Raw genomic sequence first — 24,446 nt, 5'->3', positions numbered from 1 at the left:
CCGTTCAAGTGATAATCGTTCGCAATACCTCGCTGGAAACGCAATCAACGCATGATCAAGGCGGCCGACATCAACACCATGCAACGCGGCGATATCGCGGTCATCGTCGCGGTCGACCGGGCGCAACGTGACCCGGCCGGCGCGCAGCGCCTCCACGAGATGGGCTTTGAGGAAGGCGTCGATATCGAATTGCTGCATCGCGCGCCGCTCGGCGGCGATCCCTTGGCAGTACGCGTCGGCAACATGACGGTGGCGCTGCGCAAGTCGCTGGCAGCGCTGGTCGAAGTCGCACCGGACTTGCCCGCCGCGTGAACGCCGTCACGCCGCCACCGGTTGCCGCACAGCGGCCGCGCCTTGTCGCGCTGGTCGGAAACCCCAATGCCGGCAAGACCAGCCTGTTCAATGCGCTGACCGGATCACGCCAGAAGGTGGGCAACTACCCCGGCGTCACCGTCGAACGCAAAGCCGGCCGGCTGGCACTACCCAGCGGCGAGACCGTCGAACTGCTCGATCTGCCCGGCACTTACAGCCTCACGCCGCGCTCGCCCGACGAGGCGGTGACGCGCGACGTCGTGCTCGGCACCGCGGCGCACGAACGCCGCCCCGACCTCATCGTCGCGGTCATCGACGCGACCAATTTGCGCAACCATCTGCGCTTCGTGCTTGAACTGCGGCGGCTCGGGTTGCCGATGGTGGTCGCGCTCAACATGGCTGACCTTGCCGAACGCGACGGCACGCGCATCGATACCAGCGAATTGTCGACGATTCTGGGCATGGCTGTCATCCCGACCGTGGCAGTGCGGCGACGCGGGCTGGCCGAACTCGGCGCCGCCGTCGCGCCGTTGCTCGGCACAGGCACTACCGCTCACGCCGCACCGCCGGCCGCCGATATCCGGCTTCTGCAGCGCGAAGCCGGGGCGATTGCCAAGGCCGTCGTCGTCGAAGGCGGTGGTGCAAAGCGCTGGTCGCAGCGGCTTGATGCGCTGACGCTGCACCCGGTGGCGGGGCCCTTGCTGCTCGCCGCGCTGCTGTTCCTGATGTTCCAGGGTGTGTTCAGTCTCGCCGAAGCGCCGATGGAGTTGCTGGCCAGCGGCGTGGTCTGGCTGCAAGGGCTGGTGACCAGCGTGCTGCCAGACGGCTGGCTGCGCTCGCTGCTTGTCGATGGCGTGCTCGGCGGTGTCGGCGCGGTTGTGGTGTTCCTGCCGCAGATCCTCATCCTGTTCCTATTCATCCTGATCCTTGAACAATCGGGCTATATGGTGCGCGCGGCGTTCCTGATGGACCGGCTGATGGCGCGCGTCGGCTTGAACGGCCGTGCCTTCATCCCGCTGATCTCCAGCTTCGCCTGCGCCATCCCCGGCATCATGGCGACACGCACCATCGACGCGCCAAAGGACCGGCTGACGACGATCCTGATTGCGCCGCTGATGACCTGTTCGGCGCGGCTGCCGGTCTATGCGATCATCATCGCGGCATTCATTCCGGCGACCAAGGTCGGCGGGCTGTTCAACCTGCAAGGGCTGGTGCTGTTCGCACTCTACGGCTTCGGCGTCGGCGGTGCGCTGCTGGCGGCTTGGGTACTGCGCCGGACGGTGACCAAGGGCCCGACTCCGACATTCCTGATGGAAATGCCTAAGTACCAGTGGCCTGCACCGCGCGACATCGGCATCGGACTGTGGCAGCGCGCCTGGGCGTTTCTGGCACGCGCCGGGACGATCATCCTCGCTTCCACCGTGGCGCTCTGGGCGCTGGCCAGCTGGCCCAACCCGCCCGAAGGTGCCACGCGGCCAGCGCTCGAATACAGCATCGCCGGCAAGATCGGCGCCGGGCTGGAACCGCTGTTCCGCCCAATTGGTTTCAACAAGGAAATCGCGCTGGCGCTGGTGCCCGGCATGGCGGCGCGCGAGGTCGCGGTTAGCGCCTTGGGCACCGTCTATTCGCTGCAGGGCACCGACGCCGACCATGCCGAGCCGCTTGTCGGGGCACTGCGTGCCGCCTGGAGCCTGCCGACCGCGCTGGCATTCCTGGCATGGTACGTGTTCGCGCCGCAATGCATCTCGACGCTGGCGGTGACGCGGCGCGAAACCAACGGCTGGAAATGGCCGGCGTTCATGTTCGGCTACCTGTTCGCCATGGCGTATGCGGGCGCCGGCATCACCTATTGGGCGGCGCGCTGGCTGCTGGGCTAGTGCGCGTTGCGCGCGACGCTCGCTGCCATGGCCGCGAGTTGCGCATCGGTCGCCGGGGCCTGGTGGCGGGCTTTGTAGTCGGCGTAGCTCATCCCGTAGACCTCGCTGCGCGCCGCGTCCTTGTCGAGCGGAACACCGGCGTCGGCTGCGGCCTCGGCCAGCCAGTCGGCGAGGCAGTTGCGGCAGAACCCGCCATGGATCATCAGGTCGATGTTCTGGACATCGGTGCGCTGCTGCAAATGCGCCACCAAACGGCGGAAAGCGGCGGCCTGAATGGCATCATTGTCGCGTAACATACGTATGTCTCCGGTATGCAGGTGCAGTCTGACGCTATAAAGTAAGTTCAATCAAAGACTGCGAGGATATTTTGGCCCAACTGGTTTCGCCGCGTCGCCGCAAGGTCAAGATTCTCGCCACGCTGGGGCCGGCATCGAAAACCCCGGACATGATCCGCGCGCTGTACTTTGCCGGCGCCGACGCGTTCCGCATCAATATGAGCCACGGCGCCAACGCTGACCGCGCTGAACTGGTCGCCAATATCCGCGCGCTCGAAAAGGAAATCGGCCGGCCGCTGACCATCCTGGCAGATTTGCAAGGGCCGAAGCTGCGTTGCGGCAAGTTCGCGCAGCCCAAGGTCGAGCTGCTGTACGGCAAGACCTTCACCTTCGACCATGACCCGACACCCGGCGACGTGACGCGGGTCGAGCTACCGCACCGCGAGCTGTTCGCGGCGCTAGCCCCCGGCGCGCGGCTGCTGCTCGATGACGGCAAGATTGTGCTGCGCGTCCATCATGTCGATGCGGCGCGCATCGAAACGCGTGTCGAGGTCGGCGGCTTCCTGTCGAACCACAAGGGCGTCAACGTCCCCGATGTCGTCGTGCCGCTGCCGGCGCTGACCGCCAAGGACCGTTCCGACCTGGCGTTCGCGCTTGAACAGGGCGTCGACTGGATCGCGCTGAGCTTCGTCCAGCGCCCTGAAGACGTCGCCGAAGCGCGCGCGTTAATCGGCGGCAAGGCGTCGCTGCTGGCGAAAATCGAAAAGCCGCAGGCGCTCGACCGCCTCGCCGAAATCCTCGAACTCGCCGACGCGGTGATGGTGGCGCGCGGCGACCTCGGCGTCGAATTGCCGCCCGAACAAGTGCCGCCGGCGCAAAAGCGCATCGTCGGCATGGCGCGCACCATGGGCAAGCCGGTGGTGGTGGCGACGCAGATGCTCGAATCGATGATCGTCTCGCCCTCCCCCACCCGCGCCGAAGTCAGCGACGTCGCGACCGCCATCTACGACGGCGCCGATGCGGTTATGCTGTCGGCCGAAAGCGCCGCGGGCGCCTTCCCCGTCGAGGCCGTCGCGATGATGGACAAGGTCGCGTGCGAGGTCGAAGACGACCCACAATATTACGCCCGCGTCCATTTCCACGAGACCGAAACCGACGCCACCACCGCTGATGCGCTGTCGGCGGCCGCAGCGCAGATTTCACGCACCATCGGCGCGCGTGCGGTCGCGTGCTTCACCATTTCGGGCTCGACGGCGCGCCGCGCCGCGCGCGAACGCATGCTGGTGCCGGTGCTGTGCCTGACGCCCAAAAAGGCCACCGCGCGCCGCATGGGGCTGGTCTGGGGTGTCCACGCCGTCGAGACGCGCGACGTCAAGGACTTCGAGGAAATGGTCGAAAAGTCGAAGCGCATGGCGCTGCGCACGCAGCTCGCACAGGGCGGCGATGTACTGGTGCTGATCGCCGGCGTGCCGTTTTCAACGCCTGGCACGACCAATGTCATCCATGTCGTGCGGCTGACGGGGGATGAGTTGAAGGATTACGGATAGGGGAAGAGAAGGGCCTCCGGCGGGCAGGCCTGAGGCCTGCACCCATTTGAAGAGCGCATAATTGTTGGGTGCATGGCCTGGACCCTGCCCGCCGGAGGCTCTCGAAGACGTGAACGGGGGGCACAATGACAACCGAATTGCCACCGCAGTGGCAGGACCGGATACCCGAATCGAATCGTGCGCAGGCCAGCATCGACGCCGCCGCAATCAACAGCTTCCAGCGCGACTTCGCGAGGCGCGGCGACGGCAATCCGCACCGTGCCTTTCATGTCAAATCGCACGCCGGCCTGCGTGGTACGTTGCGGATATTGCCTGACCTGCCCGCCGTTGCGCGCCAGGGTATTTTCGCCGAGCCTCGTGACTTTTCGGCGCTGGTGCGGCTGTCGAACGGCTTCAGCGCCGCCAAGCCTGACTGGTTTCCCGACCTTGTCGGGCTGGCGGTGAAGGTCGAGGGCGTCGACGGCGACAAGCTGCTGCCCGGCGAGGCACGTGCGGCGACGCAGGATTTTCTGGCGCTCGACCGCGGCTATTTGCCGATCGAGCATGCCGGGCAGCTGATGGTGATTTCGCTGGCGACGGGCAATCTGCTGACGGCGCCGTTCAAGTTGTTGCGAGGCCTGGGCATCGCCAAGGGACTTGAGGTCATTTTCTGGACGATCGGCTGGTCGCTGCGCCGGCTGTTCCTGAAAAGCGTCGTGACCATCGGCTTTTCGGGCGTCGTGCCGGTTTCGGTCGGGCCGACGCCGGCGAAGTTCCATTGGCGGCCGCGCCAGTCAGGGCCGGCGCCGGGTCGCAGTCGCGGGTCTTGGACCGACTATCTCCGCGACGATCTACGGCGGCGTTTGGCAGTCGGCGACATCGGCTTCGACCTGTATCTGCAGTTCCATGTCGATGATGTCCGAACGCCCGTCGATGGTGGCTACGCCTGGGACACCGGCGTCGCGCCGATGGTCAAGGTCGCCGAGTTGGTGGTCAAGTCCTGCGACCTCGACGGGGCCGCGGCGCAGGCGAGCGAGGCCGAGGTCAACCGGATGGCGTTCAACCCCTGGCACGGCATCGCCGCGCATCAGCCGGTCGGCAATATCCAGCGCGTGCGCGGACTGATTTACCAGAAGAGTGCGGCGCTGCGATCGGCGGCGGCCGACCCGCGGCAGTCAGAGCAGCCCTAGGCGCTGCAATTCGGCGCGCAGCGGTGCGGCGCCGGTGAAATGGTGGCCGGGGAAGCCGGCGGCCTCGCCGGCGGCGACATTTTCAAGCCGGTCGTCAATGAACAGGCCTTCGCCCGGCGCCAGCCCGAAGCGGTCGAGCGCCAGCGCGTAGATTGCCGGATCGGGTTTGGTGAGCCGCTCGGTGCCCGACACGACGATATCGCGGAAATGGTCGAATACCGGCGCACTGGCGCGAAACGGCACCCAGAACTCGGCGCTAAAATTGGTGATGCCGAACAGCGGCACGCCGCGCGCGGCAAGGTCCTCGACCAGATCAAGCATGCCCGGCACCGGCCCCGAGATCGTCTCGAGCCAGCGCGGCACATAGGCGGCGATGAGATCGGCGTGGTCGGGGAACGCGGCAGTAAGTTCGGCGGTGGTTTGGCGCCAAGGGCGGCCGGCGTCATGCTGGAAGTGCCAGTCATGCGTCACGACGTTCGCCAGGAACCAGTCGAGCTGCGCCGGATCGGCGATCAGCTTGGCATAGAGAAAGCGCGGATCCCAGCCATAGAGGACGTTGCCGATGTCAAAGACGACAGCGGTAGGCGGCATGACAATGGGGGACGAATCAGGCGCAGGGCCGGAAACGCGGCTGATCAGCCCTGACGCGCCTTGAAACGGCGGTTGGTCTTGTTGATCACATAGGTCCGGCCGCGGCGGCGGACGATCTGGCAGTCGCGGTGGCGGCTCTTGAGCGACTTGAGCGAGTTACGAACTTTCATGGCGGTAGTCCCGTCGAATTCTGGTGTCGGTATGGAAAGGCGCGTTCCTAGGGGCGAGGCCCGGCCAAGTCAAGGCCGGAGGCCGATGTTCAGAGGTTAGAACATTCAGACATTGGAGCGTTGGGCCAGCCCGCGCTCCCACGCCAGCGCATGGCCGACGATGGTATCGAGATCGGCGTAGCGCGGCACCCAGTCAAGCTGCTGCAGGATAAGTTCCCCCGTCGCGACCAGTGCGTCCGAATCGCCGCCTCGACGCGGCGACACGACGCGGTCGAGCTTGACACCGGCCACGCGGTCGACTGCGTCGAGCACTTCGAGCACGGAGAAACCGCGACCATAGCCGCAGTTGAGCGTCAGCGAGGTGTCAGGGTCGGCCATCAACCGGTCGAGCGCCGCGACGTGTGCGGCCGCCAAGTCACTGACATGGATATAGTCGCGCACACCGGTGCCATCGGGGGTCGCATAATCGGTGCCATAAACCGCGACCGAGGCGCGCTTGCCGAGTGCGGCTTCGACGGCGATCTTGATGAGGTGCGTCGCGCCGGCGGTCGACTGGCCGGCGCGTCCCTGCGGATCGGCGCCCGCGACGTTGAAATAACGCAGCGCGGCGTAGTTCAGCGGGTGTGCGGCAGCGACATCGGCGAGCATCAACTCGGTCATCAGCTTCGATGTGCCATAGGGATTGATCGGCAGGCGCGGCGTCGATTCGTCGACGGGCACGCGTTCGGGCGAACCATAGACCGCCGCTGTCGACGAAAAGATGAAATGGCGGATGCCGTTACGCACCACCGATTCGAGCAGGTCACGCGTCGCGGCGGTGTTGTTGCGGTAATATTTGAGCGGGTCGGTGACCGATTCGGGGACGATGATCGACCCCGCGAAATGCATCACTGCATCGATGCCGCGCGCCGCAACGATGCTGTCGATCAGTACGCCGTCGCTGACATTGCCCTGATAAAACGCCACGTCTTCGGGCACCGCCCAGCGGAACCCGGTGCTAAGGTCGTCGATCACAGTTACAACCTGTCCGGCATCGCGCAGCGCCAGCACCGCATGGCTGCCGATATAGCCGGCGCCACCGGTGACCAGAACATTGGCAGGCATCAGATTTCCTTCGGTTTGCCGCAACGCCCAATGGTTCTTCTCGGGAAAACAGTGCGGGTGTGCAAGTCCTAAGCGTGTCGAAACAGATCGTGCTTGGCGGGATTCACCCGTGCGTCCATATTGCCGCCATTCATCCCCCCTGACAGGCTCGAGGAGTACCAACACCATGACGATCACCAAATCTGCCAATCGCCGCGCGCTGCTGGTGGCACCGCTTGCCGCACTGATGTTGCTGTCGGCCTGCCGCAGCGGTCCCGCCGATATCGAGGTGACGCGCTTCCACATGGGCCAGCCGGTCACCCGCGGCAGCATTGTTGTCGAAGCCAATGATCCGGCACTCGCCACCACAGTCGAGTTCCGCACCTTCCAGGCTGTTGTCATCGAGGAATTGGCGCGCATCGGCTTCGGTGCCCCCGTCGGCGGCGCGCCGTCGGAGTTCGTCGCCACGATGGCCTATACGCAGACAACGCAGTCGAGCCGCGCCGCGCCCGCCAACACGCAAGTCGGCTTTGGTTTCACCGGCAGCGGTACGGCGGCGCCAAGCACCGGCGCTGCTGTCGCCGTCCCCGTCGGTCGCCGCGACAATCTGGTGGCGGTCAACACGCTGTCGATGCAGATCAAGCGTCGCGCCAACATGACGCCGATCTGGGAAGGTCGCGCCTCGGTCACCGAAACCGCCGGCACCGACGCCGCTTCGATGAGCGCCACCATTCGCCCGCTGAGCGCCGCATTGCTCAAAGATTTCCCGGGCACATCAGGAACGACGGTCCGCGTTCCGCAATAAGCGCATCGACTCGCTTGGCGCGCGGCGGCGGGCAGGCCATACTGCCCGCGCGCCAGCACCGTGTGCGGCAATGGCGCGCGAGACGACAATGCCAAGGATGAACCCATGAAGCGCAGCACCCTCACCCGCCTTCTGGCCCCGACCGCCGCTCTGCTGGTTCTGGCCGGTTGCACGACCGGCCCGACCGGTACCAACGTGACGCGCTTCCACATGGGGACGCCGATCGCCAAGGGCAGCATCTTCATCGAACCCAAAGATCCGTCAAAGGCGAACGACCTTGAATTCCGCACCTATGCGGCGACGGTTTCGAACGAGCTCGCAGCCATCGGCTTCACGCCGGTGCCGACGCTGCTGTCGGCCGAATATGTCGGCATCCTGAGCTACGGCCAGACGTTTCAGGCGGTGACGCGCAATTCACCGGTATCGGTCGGCTTCGGCGTCGGTGGTGCCAGCTTCGGCAGCGGCGGCGGCGGTGTCGGCGTCAGCAGCGGAGTGAATGTACCCGTCGGCGGCGGCACCAATGTCATCGCGATCAACCAACTCGGGCTGCAGATCAAGCGCCGCAGCGAACAAACGGTCATCTGGGAAGGCACCGCCGTTTCTCAGGGCACCAGCGGCACGCCCGAGGCCACGCTGGGCGGCGCGGTCCCCGGTCTGGCGCGCAACCTCCTACGCGACTTCCCCGGGCCGGCGGGCAAGACGGTCAACTATAAGAACTGAGCGAGCGGCCTGCAGCGCGGCGCTTCAAAAGCGAGGACAATTTGAGCATTTCCATTTCGGCTGGCTTCGACAGCGGCAACATCATCGTGCGCCACATCAATGGCCCGGGCGATATCGAGCTCGAAATCCGCAAGGACGCGCATTCGGACTTCTACCAATGGTTCCATTTCCGGCTGACCGGCGCGGCCGACCAGGACTGCGTGCTGCGCATCGTCAACGCCGGTGGCGCTGCCTATCCGGGCGGCTGGGAGAACTACCGCGCCTGCATTTCGGAAGACCGGCTCGACTGGACACGCACCGACACCGACTACAAGAACGGCGTGCTGACCATCCGCGTCCGTCCGGCCGGCGACAGCATCTGGATCGCCTACTTCGCCCCCTACAGCATGGAACGCCACCACGACCTCGTCGCCGAAGTTGCAGGCGCGCCCGGCGTACGGCTCGAGGTACTCGGCCAGTCGCTTGACGGCCAGGACATCGACTGCCTGCACATCGGCAACGGCCCGCTGCACTGCTGGCTGTATGCGCGCCAGCACCCTGGCGAGAGCATGGCCGAATGGTGGATGGAAGGCGCGCTGGAACGGCTGATCGACCCCAGCGACCCCGTCGCGCGCAAGCTGCGTGCCGCCACGACGCTGCATGTCGTGCCCAACATGAACCCCGACGGATCTTCCCGCGGGCACCTGCGCACCAACGCTGCGGGCGCCAACCTCAACCGTGAATGGGCCGCGCCGACTCTGGAGCGCTCGCCCGAAGTGCTGCATGTGCTGAACGCGATGGTCGCCACCGGCGTTGATTTCGCGCTCGACGTCCATGGTGACGAAGCGCTGCCGTATAACTTCATCGCAGGGTTCGACGGCATCCCGTCGCTGACCAAGCGCCTGACCGACTTGCAGGCGGCATATGAAGCCAGCCTCGAACGACTGAGCCCCGACTTCCAGACCAAGATCGGCTATCCGGTGGCACCGCCGGGCAAGGCAAATCTGACGATGAGCACCAACGCCGTCGCTGAAAAGTTCGGCTGCCTGGCGATGACGCTTGAAATGCCGTTCAAGGACAATGCCGACCTGCCCGATCCCGTTGCCGGCTGGTCGCCCGATCGTTCGAAGCTGCTCGGGCGCGATTGCCTTGCGGCGCTGCTGGAAGTGCTGCCGAGCTTGCGCTAACGACTGGCCGTTACCCACCCCCGCTCGCCTAACGGCGAGTCGCCCCTCCCTTGCCGGGCGGGGATGCAGGAAGAAGATATGCCGACACTCGTCCTTATCCGTCACGGCCAGAGCGCCTGGAACCTCGAAAACCGCTTCACCGGTTGGTGGGACGTGCGCGTCACCGAAAAGGGCGCCGCCGAAGCGGCCGCCGCTGGCGAGCTGCTCAAGGCCAAGGGCTATGACTTCGACGTCGCTTTCACCAGCGTCCAGACGCGCGCCATCCAGACGCTCAACATCGTGCTCGAAAAGATGGATCGGCTGTGGCTGCCGGTGACCAAGGACTGGCACCTCAACGAGCGCCACTACGGCGGCCTGACCGGGCTCGACAAGGCCGAAACCGCCGCCAAATACGGCGACGAGCAAGTCCATGTCTGGCGCCGCAGCTTCGACACGCCGCCGCCGCCGATGGAGGCCGGCTCGCCATTCGACCTGTCAAACGACCGCCGCTATGCCGGCGTCAAGGTCCCCGCCACCGAAAGCCTGAAGGACACCATCGCGCGCGTCTTGCCCTATTGGGAGGCCGTCATCGTCCCTGAACTCAAGGCCGGCAAGCGCGTTGTCATCTCGGCGCACGGCAACTCGCTGCGCGCGCTCGTCAAGCACTTGTCGGGCATTTCGGATGCCGACATCCCCAACCTCGAAATCCCGACCGGCCAGCCGCTGGTTTATGAACTCGACGAGGCGCTCAAGCCGCGGGCGCGGTTTTATTTGAAGGACGCCTGAGGGCCTCCGGCGGGCAGGGACTTGTCCCTGCACCCATCAGTGGCCCCGGCCCAAACAAGTGGGTGCAGGTACGAGCCCCTGCCCGCGCAGCACGCTCTTTTCCCTAACGCAATTGCAACAGCGGTCTGACCTCCCTAAGGTGCATCGCTTCCTGCTGGGGAGCAAATATGGACAAGCCGCTGGTCGGTATCATCATGGGCAGCACGTCCGATTGGGCGACGATGAAGCCCGCTGCCGACATTTTGACCGCGCTTGGCGTGCCGCATGAGACGCGCGTTGTGTCGGCGCACCGCACCCCGGCGCGGCTGGTGGATTATGCGACGACTGCGGTCGGACGCGGCCTGCGCGCGATCATCGCTGGTGCCGGCGGCGCGGCGCATTTGCCGGGCATGGTGGCATCGATGACGCGGCTGCCGGTGTTCGGCGTACCGGTGCAGTCGAAGGCGTTGAGCGGCATGGACAGCCTGTTGTCGATTGTCCAGATGCCAGCGGGGATTCCAGTCGGCACGCTCGCCATCGGCCCAGCGGGCGCGACCAACGCCGCGCTAATCGTTGCGGCGCAGCTGGCGACAACCGATGAAGCGCTCGCCGAACGGCTCGATGCATGGCGCGCAACGCAAACTGAAAATGTTGCGGAGACGCCCGAGTGACCGCACGCCAGATGATCGCACCGGGTTCGACGATTGGGATTCTGGGCGGCGGCCAGTTGGGCCGCATGCTCGCGCTGGCGGCCGCCAACATGGGCTACCGCATCCACATCTTCGCACCCGAAGCCGAGCTGCCGGCGGGTGATGTCGCGGCGCAGGTGACGCGCGCGGCGTTCGATGATTTCGACGCGCTCGACGCCTTTGCCGGGCAGATCGATGTTGCGACGTTCGAGTTTGAAAACATCGACGTCGCAAGTGTCCGCCACCTTGCCACCAAGGTCGCTGTGCAGCCCGGTGCGGCAGCGCTCGAAATCGCGCAGGACCGGCTGAGCGAAAAGGCCTTTGTCCACGAACTTGGCGGCGCCACCGCGCCCTACCGCGCGGTCGACAGCCTGCCCGAGCTGGTGATGGCGCTCGATGCGCTCGGCACCCCGGCGCTGCTCAAGACGCGGCGCATGGGCTATGACGGCAAGGGCCAGGTCCGCATCAACGCTGACAGCGAAGCCGAGGCGGCGTGGGCGGCCATCGGCGGACAGTCGTGCATCCTCGAAGGCTTCGTGCAGTTCGACGGCGAGTTTTCGGTGCTGCTGGCGCGCGGCCAGGACGGCGATACGCGCGTCTATGACGTGCCGCACAACCGCCACGACGGTGGCATCCTCGCCACCAGTCAGGTGCCGGCGCCCGCCGACATTGCCGCGCACGCGCCGGAGGCGATGGCACTGGCGCGCCGCGTTGCTGAACGGCTCGATTATGTCGGGCTGTTGACGCTGGAGTTCTTCGCCACCGAAAACGGCCCAGTGTTCAACGAGATGGCGCCGCGCGTCCACAACAGCGGCCATTGGACGATCGAGGGCGCGCGCGTCAGCCAGTTCGAAAATCATATCCGCGCCGTCTGCGGCCTGCCGCTCGGCAACCCGGCGCTGACGGCGCCGAGCGTGCGGATGACCAATTTGCTCGGTGACGCGGTTCATGACTGGGCGACGCTGCTCGCCGACCCCAACGCGCACCTGCACCTGTATGGCAAAAGCGAGGTCAAGACCGGGCGCAAGATGGGGCACGTCACCTGGCTATGAGCCCCGACGCGCAAGCTGCAGCAGTGCTGCATTTCTGGTTCGAAGAGACGCCGCCGGCGCTGCACTTTGCGCGCGACGCCGGGCTCGATGCGGCGATTGCCGAGCGCTTCGGCGCGCTACATGCCGAGCTGTCGCGGCGCGTGACACCCGACTGGCGCGCGACGCCGCAGCAGCGGCTGGCGGCGGTGATCGTGCTCGACCAGTTCTCCCGCAACCTGTTTCGCGGCAGCGCGGCGGCGTTCGCGCAGGACGGCAAGGCGCAGGCGCTTGCCGAGCTGGCGATCGAGCGTGGCGACGAGGCGGTGCTGACGACGAAGCAACGCCAGTTCCTCTACCTGCCGTTCATGCACGGCGAGGACAAGGTCAGCCAGGCACGGTCGGTAGCGCTGTTCGAAGCGCTGGGTGACGCCGATGCGCTGCAATTCGCGCAAGCCCACCGCGACGTCATCGCGCGATTCAAGCGCTTCCCGTCCCGCAACGCGGCGCTGGGGCGAACGACGACCCCGGCGGAAGCCGCATGGCTCGCCTCACCCGAAGCGCGGTTCTAGTCGCGGACAGACTGCGCGCGGGCGCGCTCGAACAGCCAGACGCGAATTGCCGAGGACAGATTGGTCGTCCGCGCCTCGTCGATTTCGGTGATGATGACACTGAGCGGCCGCGCATCGGCGGCGGCCGCTTCGCGCAGTGCCGTCCAGAACAGCGGTTCGAGGCTGATCGAGGTGGCGTGACCGGCAATCTTGACCGAGCCTTTGACGAGGCCGGACTGGCGCGACATCAGCGGTCAACCACCCAGCCGCATCAGTACATGTGCTGCCCGCCGTTGATCGACATTGTCGAGCCGGTGACAAAGCCGGCATCGTCACCCACCAGGAACATCACGCCGCGCGCGATTTCACTGGCCTTGCCGAGCCGTCCGACGGGGATCTTGGCGACGATCTTTTCAAGGACGTCGGCGGGCACCGCGGCGACCATGTCGGTATCGATATAGCCCGGTGCGATGGCGTTGACGGTGATGCCGGCACGCGCGCCTTCCTGCGCCAGCGCCTTGGTGAAGCCATGGATGCCCGACTTGGCCGCGGCATAGTTGACCTGGCCGTACTGGCCGCCCTGGCCGTTGATCGAGCCGATGCTGACAATGCGGCCGAACTTGCGGTCGCGCATGCCCGGGAACACCGCCTTCGCCATGTTGAAGCAGCCGCCGAGGTTGACGTCGATGACTTCTTTCCACTGCTCGTAGGTCATTTTCATCAGCACGCCGTCGCGGGTGATGCCGGCGTTGTTGACGAGCACATCGACAGGGCCGAGATCTGCCTCGACCTTGGCGACGCCGGCCTGGCAGGCGGCAAAATCGGCGACGTTCCATTTGTACGCAGCGATGCCGGTGCGCTTGGTGAACTCGGCCGCCTTGGCGTCATCGCCGCCATAGTTTGCCGCCACGGTATAGCCGGCGTCGCGCAATGCGAGGCTGATCGCCTCGCCGATGCCGCGGGTGCCGCCGGTCACGATTGCCACACGAGCCATGTCTTCGATCTCCCAAACGATTACCTGGGCAGACTAGGACGCAGGCACCCATCCGGCAAGTTCGCGCGCGAGTAAATCTGCGAGCATTTTGAGCCCCGCGGCATCGGCGTTGAGGCAGGACAAATAGGCGAAGGCCTCGCCACCAGCCTCAAAGAATGTCTCGCGCCCCTGCAGCGCGATTTCCTCGAGCGTTTCGAGATTGTCCGCGGAAAATCCCGGCGAAATCACCGCCAGCTTGCGCACGCCCTGCCCCGGTAAATCGGCGAGCGTCTTGTCGGTATAGGGCTTGAGCCATTCGGCGCGTCCAAGCCGCGACTGGAAGCTCATCTGCACCGGCACATCGAGCGCCTCGCCGAGCAGGCGCGCGGTCTTGGCACACTGGCAGTGATAGGGGTCGCCGAGTTCGAGAGTGCGCGCCGGCATGCCGTGGAACGACGCCAGCAGCAGATCGGGGCGGAAATCGAGCCCGGCAAGCTGTTCGCGCACCGAGGTCGCGAGCGCAGCAATATGCGCCGGGTCATCATGGTACGGCGGCAGCGTGCGCAACGCCGGCTGCCAGCGCCAGTCCTGCAGCGTTTCGAAGACCTTGTCGTTGACCGTCCCCGTCGTCGCCGACGAGTATTGCGGGTAGAGCGGCGCGATCAGGATGCGGTCGCAGCCGGCGGCCTTGAGTGCGGCAAGGCGTTCCGGAATCGACGGATTGCCATATCGCATCGCCCATTCGACGATGACGCCGTCACCGAAGTGCGCGGTCATCGCTGACGCTTGTTCGCGGGTGATGCGGCGCAGTGGCGATTCGCCGCCAATAATGGCACCCGAAGCGTCGGGGCTGCCGCCCTCCCAAATCTTGGCGTAGTTCGCTGCGGTCTTGCTGGGGCGGGTGTTGAGGATGAAGCCGCGCAGGATTATCTGCCAAAGGAACTGCGGAATTTCGACAACGCGCGGGTCCGACAGGAATTCGGCGAGATAGCGTTTGACGCTGGCGCGGTCGGGGGCGTCGGGCGTGCCGAGGTTGACCAGCAGCACGCCGACGCGCGGTGTCAGTACCGGCGGGTGGCCGTCGGGCAGTATCGCCGCCATCAGACCTTGCCGATGAGCGGCAGGTCGCGGATGCGTTTGCCGGTCGCCGCGAACAGCGCATTGGCGACGGCAGGGGCGACTGGCGGCGTGCCGGGTTCACCGACGCCGCCGGGCGGTGCCGTGCTGGGCATGATGGTGACCTGCGTCGCCGGCGCCTGCGCCATCGACAGCAGCGGTGCGCCGTCGAAGTTGGTCGCGGTGGCGTGGCCGCCCTCGAACTGGATATCGCCCGTCAGCGCGGCGCTCAGCCCGAACAGCATCGCGCCTTCGACTTGCGCGGCGACGATGCCGGGGTTGACGACCTGCCCGCAATCGATCGCGCCTGACAGCCGGCGCACGGTGATCTCGCCGGGCTTGGCGGCGACTTCGGCGATGACCGCGACGATGCTGCCGAAGCTTTCGTGCAGCGCGATGCCGCGCGCCACACCGGGCTCGACGATGCCGAGCGGCCCGCCGAGACGCATAACCGCGCGTAGCACCGCGGCATGACGCGGGCTATTGTGGAGCAGCGCCAGCCGGAACGCGAATGGGTCGGCGCCGGCGGCATGCGCGAGCTCGTCGATGAAGCTTTCGACGAAGAAGCCGGTGAAGCTGTGGCCGACCGAGCGCCAGATGCCCGATGCCACCGGCAGGTCGACCAGCGCATGTTCGGCGAGCACCGCGCCAAGGTCATAGGGCTGGTCGAACGCGCCCTCGATCGAGCCGGCGCTGGCTTTGGGCTTGTCGCTGGCGAGGCGCGGCATGTTGCGGCGCATCACCGCCCACGCCGGGTCGGGCACCGCGATGCGCGCGCCCCAGGCGCCGACACGCTTGCCGGCGGCGGTAGTTTCGAGCTGGCCGCGCATCCGCGCCACCGCGGCGGGGCGAAACTTGTCCTGTGCAATGTCTTCGGCGCGGCTATAGATCAGCTGCACCGGGCGCTTGGTGGCACGCGCGATCAGCGCCGCCTGGACGATGCAATCGACCTCGACCTTGCGCCCGAAGCCGCCGCCGAGCAGCGTCGGATAGACGGTGACGTCCTTGTCTTCGATGCCAAGCGCGCGCGACACTGCCCAGGTCGCGAGCGTCAGCGACTGCGTCGGCGCCCAGACTTCGACATGGCCATCGGTGATGCGCGCAGTGGCGTTCATCGGCTCAAGGCAGGCGTGCGCGAGGAACGGCACGCTGTAGGTCGCAGTGATGGTCCCGGGCTTGGCGAGCAATGCTGCAGCATCGCCTTCATCCTGCGCGACGGCGATTTCACCGGTATCGAGGCCGTCGTGCAGCGCCTTTGCCATCCACGGCCCGGCGGGCTTGGGCTGCGCGGCGAACTGCGGCGCGGCGGCATCGAGCGCGTTGTTGGCGAGCCACCAGCTGGTGCCGACGACCGCAACCCAGCTCGGTCCCTTGACGACGTCAAGCACGCCCGGCACAGCGCGGGCTGCGGCGACGTTCGCGCCGGTCAGCGCCGGGTCACCCGTCGGCCCCGAACGCACCGCGGCATAGACCAGCCCGGGGATGCGGACATCGATGCCGAAACGGGCGCTGCCGTTGGTCTTGGCGGGAATGTCGATGCGCGGAGCGGATTTGCCCATCAGACGGTTTTTCGCCGGGCTGCGCAGCTTCGGCTCGCTCGGCATGTCTTCCTGGGCGGCTTCGCCCGCGATGTCGGCGAAGCGGATGCGGTTGGCCTTGTAGATGACGAAGCCGTTGGCAGTGTCGAGGTCTTCCCAGTCGGCATCCCAGCGCCGCGCGGCAGCCTTGCACAGCATCTCGCGCGCGGCGGCGCCGGCGAGCCGCAGCGTTGGTTCATAGGCGCGCACCGAGCTGCTGCCGCCGGTGAGCTGGACCTCGAAGCGGCTCATGACCTCGCCGATGCCCCAGTTGGCAATGCCGCGAAACAGCGCCGGCATCTTGGCGGTGGCATCGGCCGCCATGCCGCGATTGGCGTAGACCGGGTTGAGTGGTGCGGGTTCGACGCCGACGGTGTTCCAGTCGGCACCGAGTTCGTCGGCGAGGATCTGCGGGAGGGCGGTGAACACCCCCTGCCCCATTTCGGCCTGCGGCACGGCGACGATGACGCGGCCATCGGTGCCGATCTTGAGCCAGCCGTTGATGCGCGATTCGTCCGGGCCGGCGACCCAGTTGAGCCGCTGCTTGCGCGGCCACACGGCATAGCCAAGCAGCAGCCCGCCGACCGCGCCGGTGCCGATCAATATGTTGCGGCGCGTCGTGCCGCGCTTGGCTTGTGGGGGCGCGGCGACCGGCGCCGCGGCGGGTGCGGCTTCGGGCGTTGTTTCGGAGGTGACTTCAGGCTCGCTCATGACGCGGTTCTAGCGGCTGTCGCGGCACTTGTCGCGCCCCGCAATGCCGCAGCATCTTAAGCGAAATCGAGCCCGATATCGGCGGCGGGTGCGCTCTGCGTGATGCGGCCGACGCTGATGTAGGTGACCCCGGTTTCGGCGATGGCGCGGATGGTGTTGAGGTTGACGCCACCCGAAGCTTCGGTCGGCACGCGCCCGGCGATCAGCGCGACGGCCTCGCGCAGCATTGGCGGCCCCATGTTATCGAGCAGCAGGCGGTCGGCGCCAGCAGCCAGTGCGGGCGGAATCTGGTCCAGCGAATCGACTTCGACCACGATGTCGTGCAGCCCCGCGGCTTTGGCGGCGCGCACTGCAGCCTCGACACCGCCTGCGACGGCAATGTGGTTATCCTTGATCATCACACCGTCATCAAGGCGCATCCGGTGGTTGGTAGCGCCGCCCATGCGCGTCGCGTATTTTTCGAGCACCCGCAGCCCCGGCAGCGTCTTGCGCGTGTCGAGCAGGATCGCACCGGTGCCGTGAATGGCGTCGACATAGGCCCGCGTCAGCGTCGCGATGCCGGTGAGATGCTGGACGGTGTTGAGCGCCGAGCGTTCGGCGGTGAGCAGCGCGCGGGCGTTGGCGCTGATGCGCAGCAAGGCGCTGCCGGCGGGCAGATGATCGCCGTCATGCGCGACGACTTCGAAATGCGCATCGGGATCGAGCGCGCGGATGAAGGCGAGCGCCAGCGGCAGGCCCGCCACGACGACTTCGTCGCGGCTCGCCATCACGGCATGGAGTTGCGCGTCGGCGGGAATGACCGCGGCGGAGGTGCGGTCACCGCCGGTGCCGAGGTCTTCGGCGAGCGTCGACTGGATGAAGGCATCAAGGTCGAAGCCGGCGAGGGCGAACGGTTCAGTCACCTTTCACCGCCACCGGCGACGCGTTGGCCGCCATTTCGAGCATGCGGTCGAGCGGCACCTTGGCGCGCAGGCGGATGGCCTCGGGCACGACGATTTCGGGTTTGAGGTCACGCAGGCACAGGTAAAGCTTCTCGAGCGTGTTGAGCGCCATGAACGGGCAGGTATTGCAGCTGCAATTGCCGTCGGCACCCGGAGCGCCGATGAAGGTCTTGTGCGGCGCCTTCAACTGCATCTGGTGGATGATGTTGGGCTCGGTGGCGACGATCAGCGTCTGTTCGGGCGACTTGAGCGCATAGTCGAGGATGCCGCTCGTCGCGCCGATATAGTCGGCGAGTTCGAGGATCGGTGCCGGGCATTCGGGGTGCGCAAGCACCGGTGCCGCCGGGTTGAGCGCCTTCAATTTGAGCAATTCGGTGACCGAAAAACGCTCGTGAACGATGCAGCTGCCGTCCCACAGCAGCATGTCGCGGCCGGTCTTGCGGTTGAGCCAGGCACCCAGATGCTTGTCGGGGGCGAACAGGATTTTCTGGTCGCGCGGCAGCTGGTTGATGATGCGTTCGGCCGATGACGAGGTGACGATGATGTCCGAATGCGCCTTCACCGCCGCCGAGCAGTTGATGTAGGTCAGGCTGATGTGATCGGGGTGAGCGGCACGGAACGCACCGAATTCGTCGGGGGGACACGAATCCTCGAGGCTGCACCCGGCCTTCATGTCGGGCAGCACGACGATCTTTTGCGGCGACAGGATCTTCGCGACTTCGGCCATGAAGCGCACGCCGCAGAACGCAATGACATCGGCGTCGGTGGCAGCAGCCTTGCGGCTGAGGTCGAGGCTGTCGCCGACGAAATCGGCAAGGTCCTGCAACACCGGGTCCTGATAATAATGCGCCAGTATGACGGCGTTCTTCTCCTTGCGCAGCCGGGCGATTTCGGCGTGCAGGTCGATGCCGTCAAGGGCACCGCGGCCAAGCGGGTTCAGGCGCGCGTCCATGGTCTAGCCTTTCAGCAATGCTTCGCTTCGGAAGCGAACGGTAACGTTGGGATTGAGGCCGGCGGCAACCAGCGGCGCGGCGAAATTCCCCTGCAACGCAGCGCGGCCGGCTTCGCGTGCCGAGCCCATAAAGAACGCCTCGCGCGCCTTGCGGCCGATATCGTCGCGCGCCACGGCGAGGCTCTTTTGCAGGATGCGTTCGCGTTCATCGCCGGTCGCCAGATCGACACCGTCGACCAGCACGCGGGCGCGGGCGCCATCGATATTGGCCTCGGTCGGCACCGGATCGGGGACGACGACGACGAGCGTCCGCGTCTTCGCATCCCAGTTGAAATTGCCACGATCCAGCGTCGACAGATTGACGACATAGCGCACCGACCCCGGCACGATGACCCAGGTCGTGGTGTCGAGCGCATCGATCAGACCTTCGTGCGGCGTCTTGACGATCGAATAGAGCTGCGCGCCGAAAACGCTGAGGTCGTTCATCTTGTGAACCGAGGTCACCAGCGTCGCGACGACATCCTCGTCGCCGCCGAGCCGTGTCAGGAAGCCGCTGACCGGCGCCGGCAGCTTCTCGATGAGCTGCGGGCCATAGGCGATGCCCAGCCCGAGCGCGACAACGCCGACGAGGAGCGTCCCGCCCCTCATGCCAGTCGCCAGACTTCGCCGTCGCGCACGACGACGCCGCGCGTTTCGAGATCGATCAGATGCGCCAGCACCGAGCGACCGGCAGCAGGGTGGAGCTTTTTGTCCACCATTGCGTACATGACGGCGACCATTGCCGGGATCGACTGCGGCGCTTCGCCGAGCAGCTTCATGATCTGGTTTTCACGCTGCTTGCGGTGGGTGATGAGCCCGCGCGCGAAGCGCTGCGGATCAGTGACCGGGTCGCCGTGCGTCGGGTAGTAAATCGCGTCGTCACGGTCGAGCAGCAGCTTGAGGCTCGCCATATACGCCGCCATGTCGCCGTCGGGCGGCGCCACCACCGTTGTCGACCAGCCCATGACATGGTCGCCGGTGAACAACGCCTTCTCCTGCGCCAGCGCGAAACACAAATGGTTCGAGGTGTGGCCCGGCGTGTGCAGCGCAGTCAGCGTCCAGTCGGGTCCGGAAATGCTGTCGCCATCGGCCATCACCGCATCGGGGGCGTAGGTCGCATCAAATCCGGCATCGGCGCGCGGGCCATCGTCGCTGAGCACCAGCGGCATGCAGCCGACAATGCGCGCGCCCGTGGCGGCCGCCAGCGCCGGTGCGGCGGGCGAATGGTCCATGTGCGTGTGGGTGATGGCGATATGGCTGACGGTTTTTCCCGCGACCGCGTCGATCAGTGCAGCGACGTGCGCGGGCTCGGCAGGGCCGGGATCGATCACCGCGACGGTGTCGCCGCCGCCGATGATATAGGTGCCGGTGCCGATATAGGTGAACGGCGACGGGTTCTTCGCCAGCACGCGCCGGATCAGCGGGGTCAGTTGCTCGATGCGGCCATAGGGCGCGTTGGCAACAAGGTCATCGGCGGTGCTCATCGCGCTGATGTGGCAGCGTCGCGCCCGAATGTGAAGGGGCCGCGGCACAAACACGCATTTGCCCGTATTGCCCATGTCCGTATTGCCCTGCGCGGCCAATGCATTAAAGCTGCGCTCAAATCAGCCTTGGGAGTGGCAGCATGCGTGACGCGTTCGATTTCATCATTGTCGGTGCAGGATCTGCCGGGTGCGTGCTCGCCAACCGGCTTTCGGCCGACCCGAAGAACCGCGTGCTGCTGCTCGAAGCCGGCGGCAAAGACAACAAGACGATGGTCAACATGCCCGGCGGCATCGCGACCATCCTGCCGCCCGACAACAAGAGCCCGCTCAACTGGGGCTATTGGACGGTGCCGCAGCCGACGATGGGCGGGCGCCAGATGTATTGGCCGCGCGGCAAGGTTGTCGGCGGCTCGTCGTCGATCAACGGCATGGTCTATATACGCGGTCACAGCAGCGATTATGATCGATGGGCGCAACTCGGCCTGACCGGCTGGGGCTGGGCCGATGTGCTGCCGTATTTCCGGCGCAGCGAGGACAGCGAACGCGGTGCCGATGAGTTCCACGGCAAAGGTGGCCCGCTGCACACCGAAAAGCGCGCGCTGCCCAACGACCTGATCAGCGTGTTCCTCGATGCGGCACAGCAGGCCGGCATTCCGCACACCGATGATTTCAACGGACCGCAGTTCGAAGGCGCCGGCATCTATGATTCGACGATCAAGAACGGCAGCCGCTGGTCGGCGGCGCGCGGCTATCTGACGCCGGTCATGGGCCGCCCCAACCTTGAAGTCCGCACCGATGTCCAGGTCGAACGCGTGACGTTCGAGGGCAAGCGCGCCACCGGCGTCGCTTATGTCAAGGACGGCAAGCGCATCGAGGTGACCGCTGCCGAGACGATCCTGTGCGGCGGCGCGATCAATTCGCCGCAGATTTTGATGCTGTCGGGCGTCGGACCGGCGGCGCACCTGAAGTCGGTGGGCATCGATGTCGTGCATGACAGCCCCGATGTCGGCAGCAACCTGCAGGACCATCTCGACGTGCAAGTGCAATGGCATTGCACGCAGCCGGTGACGCTCAACGGTACCCGCTCTATTTTCACCCAGGCGGCGGCGTTGGGGAAATGGTTCTTCGCCAAGACCGGCCCGGCGAGCTACATCCCGACACCGGCGGGCGCTTTCGTGTCGACGCGTGAAGGGCTCGCCGCGCCGGATATCCAGATGCATTTCATGCCCCTGGTCGGCGCGCCGCACGGCCGCGAGAAGATGGGGCCGCAGCACGGCTACCAGATCCACGTCTGCCAGGTTCGCCCCGAAAGTCGCGGCACGATCCGGCTGGCGTCGAGCGATCCGCTGGCGGCGCCGTTGATTGATGCCAACTATCTGTCGGCGCCCGAAGATGTCGACACGATCGTCAAGGGCGTCGAGATCGCGCGGCGCATCGGTGCCAGTGCAGCGTTTGCGCCCTTCCGTGGCGAGGAAGTCTGGCCCGGTCCGGCGGCCGCAGCGACGCGCGAAACGCTCGTCGAGGCCATCCGCCACTGGGGCGAGACGATCTACCACCCAGTCGGCACCTGCCGCATGGGCGCCGATGCCGATGCTGTGCTCGACGGCGATTTGCGCGTGCGCGGGGTCAGCGGGCTGCGCGTCGTCGATGCCAGCGTCATGCCGTATCTGGTATCGGGCAACACCAACGCACCGACGATCATGATCGCCGAAAAGGCCAGCGATCTGATCCTTGCAGCGCGAGCGCAAGCTAAGGCGGCGTGACCACGGTGATGCCATGACGCACAGCCCGGGTATCGAAATTGACGGCGTCGAGTGGCGTGTCGAGCCCGGGCTGACCGACTATGCGGCCGCGCTGGCGTTCATGCAGGTGCGTGCCGACGACATCCGCGCGGGCACCGCCCGCGAACGCATCTGGCTGGTCGAGCATCCGCCGGTTTATACCGCCGGCACTAGCGCCAAAGCCGATGACTTGATCGACCCCGCGCGGTTCCCGGTGTATGTCGCTGGGCGCGGTGGCCAATACACCTACCATGGCCCGGGCCAACGCGTTGTCTATGTGATGCTCGACCTCGAACGCCGCGGGCGTGATGTGCGTTGCTTCGTCACGCAGCTCGAACGCTGGATCATCCGCGTGCTGGCAAAGTTCGACGTTGCGGCAAAGGTCGCGCCGGGGCGTGTCGGTGTGTGGGTGGACACAGCGCGCGGCGAAGAGAAGGTTGCAGCCATCGGCGTGCGGGTGCGGCGTTGGGTCACGCTGCACGGGGCAGCCATCAACGTCGATCCCGACCTGACGCACTTTGGCGGCATCGTGCCGTGCGGCATTGCCGACCACGGGGTCACAAGTCTGCGCGCATTGGGCCAGAATACCGCGATGGGTGACATAGATGCGGCGCTCAAAGCGACGTTTCCAAGTTTTCTTGCGGCCTTGGTGTCGTGAAAATGTCACCCTTGCTGGCAAATTTTGGCACTGCAGCAATGCCCCTTGAGGCGCATCACGTTTACGTTTAATGTCTACCTTGGTTAGGGGATAAGGGCTGAACCGAAACCGCAGGTATCTTGCTCAGGACTATTGGGAGACTATCATGAGTGATTTCGCACAGAAGCTGAAGACTGTTACGCTCGTTGCTGGCGTTGCACTGCTTGTCGTCGCATGCGGCGAGAAGAAGACCGAAACCACCACCACCGCAACGACGACCGAAGCTCCGGCCGCTGACGCCATGGCTGCCGCTCCGGCAACCGACACGGCTGCTACCGACGCTGCTGCTGCCGCTGCAACGGCGACCGATGCTGCTGCAACCGCGACCGACGCTGCCGCTACCGCGACGACCGCTGCTGATGCTGCTACCGCTGCTGCACCGGCTGCCGACGCAGCTGCACCGGCTGCCAAGTAATCAACGGTTAGTCCTTGATTATCGGAAAGGGCCGCCAGCAATGGCGGCCCTTTTTTTGTCCGTTGCACTTGTTTTGCGCCAATTCGGCCCATGAATATGCCGGCGGGGCTGATGGCGGCCCAATCGCAGCATTGACCTGCACGCGCGGCTTGTAGAAAACAGGTTTGCAAGGGCTGGCGCTATCAGAGCCCCAATGTTGGCCGACCTTCTGACGAGGCAATGTGATGAAAACTTCGGGCGTACTTATGGCGACTGCGGCGTTGACTGCACTGCTGATGAGTGGTGCTGGCGCGGCCGCGACCAAGAACAGCAAGCCCACGGCCACGAAGCCCAAGCCGGTCGCGGCAGCCGCAGCGCCGGCAGCAGACCCTGTCGTTGCGACCAAGCGCGGTCCGTCGGCACCCCAGGCTGTCAAATTGCGTCAAACCACAGCTGCCGAGGCCGAAGCCAACGCTGTCTGGAATATCCGGGCTGCGCTCAATATTGCAGCGCTCCAGTGTCAATTCCTGCCCTTCCTGGCTACAGTGAAGACGTACAACGACATCCTGCGTCATCATTCGGAGGAATTGAATCAAGCGCGGCTGACAATGCTGGATCACTTCAAGCGCTATGATGGCGCAAAGGCCCAGACCAGTTTCGACCAATACACCACCAAGACATACAACAGCTTTTCGACAATCGACGCACAGATACCATTTTGCGAAGAAGCCGGGATCGTCGGCCGTGAAATCCTGTCGCTCCCCAAGGGAGGGTTTGGCAAGGCTGCGCTTCGTCTGAATCCGGAAATTCGGGCATCGCTAGAACCCGGCGTTGGCCTGCCGAAGTCGTTGATTATCGTCGACATCGCGCCACGCCCGCTGCCTGAATTCGGCGCTTAAGGCGCAGCCGGCGGCGCATTTCCGGCCTTTGCCGCTATAGCTCTTTCATCGCTACGCCGCGCTAGGAGCGAGCGGCAGTAATCGGCTATTTGCGCTCTACCTAGATCCCCTGGAACTCGACACACGGCGCGACTGCGTCGAGCTTATCGATATAC

27 protein-coding genes are annotated in these 24,446 nt (G+C 65.7%); 15 read left to right on the top strand and 12 right to left on the bottom strand.

The features are described 5' to 3' along the window. Positions 1-51 precede the first annotated feature (51 nt). Positions 52-312 (top strand): FeoA family protein, encoded by a 261-nt coding sequence (locus EUV02_RS10615; protein WP_135246194.1) that lies wholly within the window; start codon positions 52-54, stop codon positions 310-312. Then, positions 309-2,189 (top strand): ferrous iron transporter B, encoded by a 1,881-nt coding sequence (gene feoB / locus EUV02_RS10610; RefSeq protein ID WP_135246193.1) that lies wholly within the window; start codon positions 309-311, stop codon positions 2,187-2,189. Before EUV02_RS10615 ends, feoB begins: the two co-directional genes overlap by 4 nt. Here the strand turns inward: feoB and EUV02_RS10605 are convergent. Continuing rightward, positions 2,186-2,485 (bottom strand): DUF1244 domain-containing protein, encoded by a 300-nt coding sequence (locus EUV02_RS10605; RefSeq protein ID WP_135246192.1) that lies wholly within the window; start codon positions 2,483-2,485, stop codon positions 2,186-2,188. The two genes, feoB and EUV02_RS10605, sit on opposite strands and share 4 nt — an antisense overlap. A 71-nt stretch (positions 2,486-2,556) precedes the next feature. Between EUV02_RS10605 and pyk the strand changes: the two genes are divergently transcribed. Both pyk and EUV02_RS10595 read left to right on the top strand, forming a co-directional pair. Continuing rightward, positions 2,557-4,011 (top strand): pyruvate kinase, encoded by a 1,455-nt coding sequence (gene pyk / locus EUV02_RS10600; protein ID WP_135246191.1) that lies wholly within the window; start codon positions 2,557-2,559, stop codon positions 4,009-4,011. 125 nt (positions 4,012-4,136) lie between these two features. Next, entirely contained in the window at positions 4,137-5,180 is a 1,044-nt protein-coding gene (locus EUV02_RS10595; RefSeq protein ID WP_135246190.1) for a catalase family protein, read from the top strand. Here EUV02_RS10595 and EUV02_RS10590 read toward each other — a convergent pair. The 3 genes from EUV02_RS10590 to galE all read right to left on the bottom strand — a co-directional run bounded on the left by EUV02_RS10590 (position 5,166) and on the right by galE (position 7,045). After that, positions 5,166-5,771 carry an HAD family hydrolase gene (locus tag EUV02_RS10590; protein WP_135246189.1) on the bottom strand — a complete coding sequence of 202 codons (606 nt, stop codon included), beginning with the start codon at positions 5,769-5,771 and terminating at the stop codon, positions 5,166-5,168. The two genes, EUV02_RS10595 and EUV02_RS10590, sit on opposite strands and share 15 nt — an antisense overlap. A 44-nt stretch (positions 5,772-5,815) precedes the next feature. Next, the gene (gene ykgO / locus EUV02_RS10585) at positions 5,816-5,941 is read right to left on the bottom strand and encodes a type B 50S ribosomal protein L36 (RefSeq protein WP_135246188.1); all 126 of its coding nucleotides are present in this window, start codon (positions 5,939-5,941) and stop codon (positions 5,816-5,818) included. A 105-nt stretch (positions 5,942-6,046) separates the two neighbouring features. Next, positions 6,047-7,045, bottom strand: a complete 999-nt coding sequence (galE, locus tag EUV02_RS10580) for a UDP-glucose 4-epimerase GalE (protein WP_135246187.1) — start codon at positions 7,043-7,045, stop codon at positions 6,047-6,049. Between the two features lie 166 nt (positions 7,046-7,211). On the opposite strand from galE, the gene EUV02_RS10575 reads away from it, so the two are divergent. The 7 genes from EUV02_RS10575 to EUV02_RS10545 all read left to right on the top strand — a co-directional run bounded on the left by EUV02_RS10575 (position 7,212) and on the right by EUV02_RS10545 (position 12,748). Then, on the top strand, positions 7,212-7,829 hold the full coding sequence (locus EUV02_RS10575; protein ID WP_135246186.1) for a DUF4136 domain-containing protein: 618 nt from the start codon (positions 7,212-7,214) through the stop codon (positions 7,827-7,829). A gap of 105 nt (positions 7,830-7,934) precedes the next feature. Beyond that, the gene (locus EUV02_RS10570; protein WP_135246185.1) at positions 7,935-8,549 is read left to right on the top strand and encodes a DUF4136 domain-containing protein; all 615 of its coding nucleotides are present in this window, start codon (positions 7,935-7,937) and stop codon (positions 8,547-8,549) included. A 41-nt stretch (positions 8,550-8,590) separates the two neighbouring features. Further along, a complete protein-coding gene (locus tag EUV02_RS10565) occupies positions 8,591-9,715 on the top strand; it encodes a M14 family metallopeptidase (RefSeq protein WP_135246184.1) in 1,125 nt (374 codons plus the stop codon). Between the two features lie 78 nt (positions 9,716-9,793). Further along, positions 9,794-10,480, top strand: coding sequence for a 2,3-diphosphoglycerate-dependent phosphoglycerate mutase (gpmA, locus tag EUV02_RS10560; protein ID WP_135246183.1), 687 nt, complete (start codon positions 9,794-9,796; stop codon positions 10,478-10,480). A 167-nt stretch (positions 10,481-10,647) separates the two neighbouring features. Then, complete coding sequence (gene purE, locus EUV02_RS10555; RefSeq protein ID WP_135246182.1) at positions 10,648-11,130, top strand: 5-(carboxyamino)imidazole ribonucleotide mutase; 483 nt, start codon at positions 10,648-10,650, stop codon at positions 11,128-11,130. A gap of 11 nt (positions 11,131-11,141) precedes the next feature. Then, positions 11,142-12,200, top strand: a complete 1,059-nt coding sequence (locus tag EUV02_RS10550; RefSeq protein WP_135246490.1) for a 5-(carboxyamino)imidazole ribonucleotide synthase — start codon at positions 11,142-11,144, stop codon at positions 12,198-12,200. Next, the gene (locus EUV02_RS10545) at positions 12,197-12,748 is read left to right on the top strand and encodes a DUF924 family protein (protein ID WP_135246181.1); all 552 of its coding nucleotides are present in this window, start codon (positions 12,197-12,199) and stop codon (positions 12,746-12,748) included. Before EUV02_RS10550 ends, EUV02_RS10545 begins: the two co-directional genes overlap by 4 nt. On the opposite strand, the gene EUV02_RS10540 is transcribed toward EUV02_RS10545, so the two are convergent. The 8 genes from EUV02_RS10540 to EUV02_RS10505 are packed head-to-tail and all read right to left on the bottom strand — an operon-like array spanning position 12,745 to position 20,520. Further along, entirely contained in the window at positions 12,745-12,975 is a 231-nt protein-coding gene (locus tag EUV02_RS10540; protein WP_135246180.1) for a ribbon-helix-helix domain-containing protein, read from the bottom strand. The genes EUV02_RS10545 and EUV02_RS10540 overlap by 4 nt on opposite strands. A 23-nt stretch (positions 12,976-12,998) precedes the next feature. Continuing rightward, positions 12,999-13,721, bottom strand: a complete 723-nt coding sequence (phbB, locus tag EUV02_RS10535; RefSeq protein WP_135246179.1) for an acetoacetyl-CoA reductase — start codon at positions 13,719-13,721, stop codon at positions 12,999-13,001. A 33-nt stretch (positions 13,722-13,754) separates the two neighbouring features. Beyond that, complete coding sequence (gene hemH, locus EUV02_RS10530; protein ID WP_135246178.1) at positions 13,755-14,801, bottom strand: ferrochelatase; 1,047 nt, start codon at positions 14,799-14,801, stop codon at positions 13,755-13,757. Beyond that, entirely contained in the window at positions 14,801-17,104 is a 2,304-nt protein-coding gene (locus EUV02_RS10525; protein WP_135246177.1) for a xanthine dehydrogenase family protein molybdopterin-binding subunit, read from the bottom strand. Before EUV02_RS10525 ends, hemH begins: the two co-directional genes overlap by 1 nt. A gap of 56 nt (positions 17,105-17,160) precedes the next feature. After that, a complete protein-coding gene (gene nadC / locus EUV02_RS10520; protein ID WP_135246176.1) occupies positions 17,161-18,006 on the bottom strand; it encodes a carboxylating nicotinate-nucleotide diphosphorylase in 846 nt (281 codons plus the stop codon). Continuing rightward, complete coding sequence (gene nadA / locus EUV02_RS10515; protein WP_135246175.1) at positions 17,999-18,997, bottom strand: quinolinate synthase NadA; 999 nt, start codon at positions 18,995-18,997, stop codon at positions 17,999-18,001. Before nadA ends, nadC begins: the two co-directional genes overlap by 8 nt. 3 nt (positions 18,998-19,000) lie before the next feature. Next, entirely contained in the window at positions 19,001-19,645 is a 645-nt protein-coding gene (locus EUV02_RS10510; RefSeq protein WP_135246174.1) for a DUF4230 domain-containing protein, read from the bottom strand. After that, the gene (locus EUV02_RS10505) at positions 19,642-20,520 is read right to left on the bottom strand and encodes an MBL fold metallo-hydrolase (protein ID WP_135246173.1); all 879 of its coding nucleotides are present in this window, start codon (positions 20,518-20,520) and stop codon (positions 19,642-19,644) included. Before EUV02_RS10505 ends, EUV02_RS10510 begins: the two co-directional genes overlap by 4 nt. 140 nt (positions 20,521-20,660) lie before the next feature. On the opposite strand from EUV02_RS10505, the gene EUV02_RS10500 reads away from it, so the two are divergent. The 4 genes from EUV02_RS10500 (at position 20,661) to EUV02_RS10485 (ending at position 24,291) form a co-directional block, all read left to right on the top strand. Continuing rightward, positions 20,661-22,283 carry a GMC family oxidoreductase gene (locus tag EUV02_RS10500; RefSeq protein ID WP_135246172.1) on the top strand — a complete coding sequence of 541 codons (1,623 nt, stop codon included), beginning with the start codon at positions 20,661-20,663 and terminating at the stop codon, positions 22,281-22,283. A gap of 13 nt (positions 22,284-22,296) precedes the next feature. After that, on the top strand, positions 22,297-22,959 hold the full coding sequence (gene lipB / locus EUV02_RS10495; protein ID WP_135246171.1) for a lipoyl(octanoyl) transferase LipB: 663 nt from the start codon (positions 22,297-22,299) through the stop codon (positions 22,957-22,959). 145 nt (positions 22,960-23,104) lie between these two features. Continuing rightward, positions 23,105-23,413, top strand: a complete 309-nt coding sequence (locus tag EUV02_RS10490; RefSeq protein WP_135246170.1) for a hypothetical protein — start codon at positions 23,105-23,107, stop codon at positions 23,411-23,413. A gap of 224 nt (positions 23,414-23,637) precedes the next feature. Beyond that, positions 23,638-24,291 (top strand): hypothetical protein, encoded by a 654-nt coding sequence (locus EUV02_RS10485; RefSeq protein ID WP_135246169.1) that lies wholly within the window; start codon positions 23,638-23,640, stop codon positions 24,289-24,291. Positions 24,292-24,446 lie beyond the last annotated feature (155 nt).

Source organism: Glacieibacterium arshaanense (genome assembly GCF_004681125.1).
Classification (GTDB): domain Bacteria; phylum Pseudomonadota; class Alphaproteobacteria; order Sphingomonadales; family Sphingomonadaceae; genus Polymorphobacter_A; species Polymorphobacter_A arshaanense.
Note: the sequence above shows the minus strand (reverse complement) of the source record. Positions and strands in the feature narration are given on the sequence as shown.

Bases quoted from the DNA above. Each gene is read 5' to 3' on its own strand.
- EUV02_RS10485 (WP_135246169.1), top strand. From the start codon at position 23,638: ATGAAAACTTCGGGCGTACTTATGGCGACTGCGGCGTTGACTGCACTG.
- hemH (WP_135246178.1), bottom strand. From the start codon at position 14,801: ATGGCGGCGATACTGCCCGACGGCCACCCGCCGGTACTGACACCGCGC.
- EUV02_RS10550 (WP_135246490.1), top strand. From the start codon at position 11,142: ATGATCGCACCGGGTTCGACGATTGGGATTCTGGGCGGCGGCCAGTTG.
- galE (WP_135246187.1), bottom strand. From the start codon at position 7,045: ATGCCTGCCAATGTTCTGGTCACCGGTGGCGCCGGCTATATCGGCAGC.
- nadA (WP_135246175.1), bottom strand. From the start codon at position 18,997: ATGGACGCGCGCCTGAACCCGCTTGGCCGCGGTGCCCTTGACGGCATC.
- EUV02_RS10590 (WP_135246189.1), bottom strand. From the start codon at position 5,771: ATGCCGCCTACCGCTGTCGTCTTTGACATCGGCAACGTCCTCTATGGC.
- EUV02_RS10615 (WP_135246194.1), top strand. From the start codon at position 52: ATGATCAAGGCGGCCGACATCAACACCATGCAACGCGGCGATATCGCG.
- EUV02_RS10500 (WP_135246172.1), top strand. From the start codon at position 20,661: ATGCGTGACGCGTTCGATTTCATCATTGTCGGTGCAGGATCTGCCGGG.
- EUV02_RS10575 (WP_135246186.1), top strand. From the start codon at position 7,212: ATGACGATCACCAAATCTGCCAATCGCCGCGCGCTGCTGGTGGCACCG.
- EUV02_RS10525 (WP_135246177.1), bottom strand. From the start codon at position 17,104: ATGAGCGAGCCTGAAGTCACCTCCGAAACAACGCCCGAAGCCGCACCC.
- EUV02_RS10505 (WP_135246173.1), bottom strand. From the start codon at position 20,520: ATGAGCACCGCCGATGACCTTGTTGCCAACGCGCCCTATGGCCGCATC.
- EUV02_RS10595 (WP_135246190.1), top strand. From the start codon at position 4,137: ATGACAACCGAATTGCCACCGCAGTGGCAGGACCGGATACCCGAATCG.
- lipB (WP_135246171.1), top strand. From the start codon at position 22,297: ATGACGCACAGCCCGGGTATCGAAATTGACGGCGTCGAGTGGCGTGTC.
- EUV02_RS10510 (WP_135246174.1), bottom strand. From the start codon at position 19,645: ATGAGGGGCGGGACGCTCCTCGTCGGCGTTGTCGCGCTCGGGCTGGGC.
- EUV02_RS10490 (WP_135246170.1), top strand. From the start codon at position 23,105: ATGAGTGATTTCGCACAGAAGCTGAAGACTGTTACGCTCGTTGCTGGC.
- phbB (WP_135246179.1), bottom strand. From the start codon at position 13,721: ATGGCTCGTGTGGCAATCGTGACCGGCGGCACCCGCGGCATCGGCGAG.
- EUV02_RS10605 (WP_135246192.1), bottom strand. From the start codon at position 2,485: ATGTTACGCGACAATGATGCCATTCAGGCCGCCGCTTTCCGCCGTTTG.
- purE (WP_135246182.1), top strand. From the start codon at position 10,648: ATGGACAAGCCGCTGGTCGGTATCATCATGGGCAGCACGTCCGATTGG.
- gpmA (WP_135246183.1), top strand. From the start codon at position 9,794: ATGCCGACACTCGTCCTTATCCGTCACGGCCAGAGCGCCTGGAACCTC.
- EUV02_RS10545 (WP_135246181.1), top strand. From the start codon at position 12,197: ATGAGCCCCGACGCGCAAGCTGCAGCAGTGCTGCATTTCTGGTTCGAA.
- EUV02_RS10570 (WP_135246185.1), top strand. From the start codon at position 7,935: ATGAAGCGCAGCACCCTCACCCGCCTTCTGGCCCCGACCGCCGCTCTG.
- EUV02_RS10540 (WP_135246180.1), bottom strand. From the start codon at position 12,975: ATGTCGCGCCAGTCCGGCCTCGTCAAAGGCTCGGTCAAGATTGCCGGT.
- ykgO (WP_135246188.1), bottom strand. From the start codon at position 5,941: ATGAAAGTTCGTAACTCGCTCAAGTCGCTCAAGAGCCGCCACCGCGAC.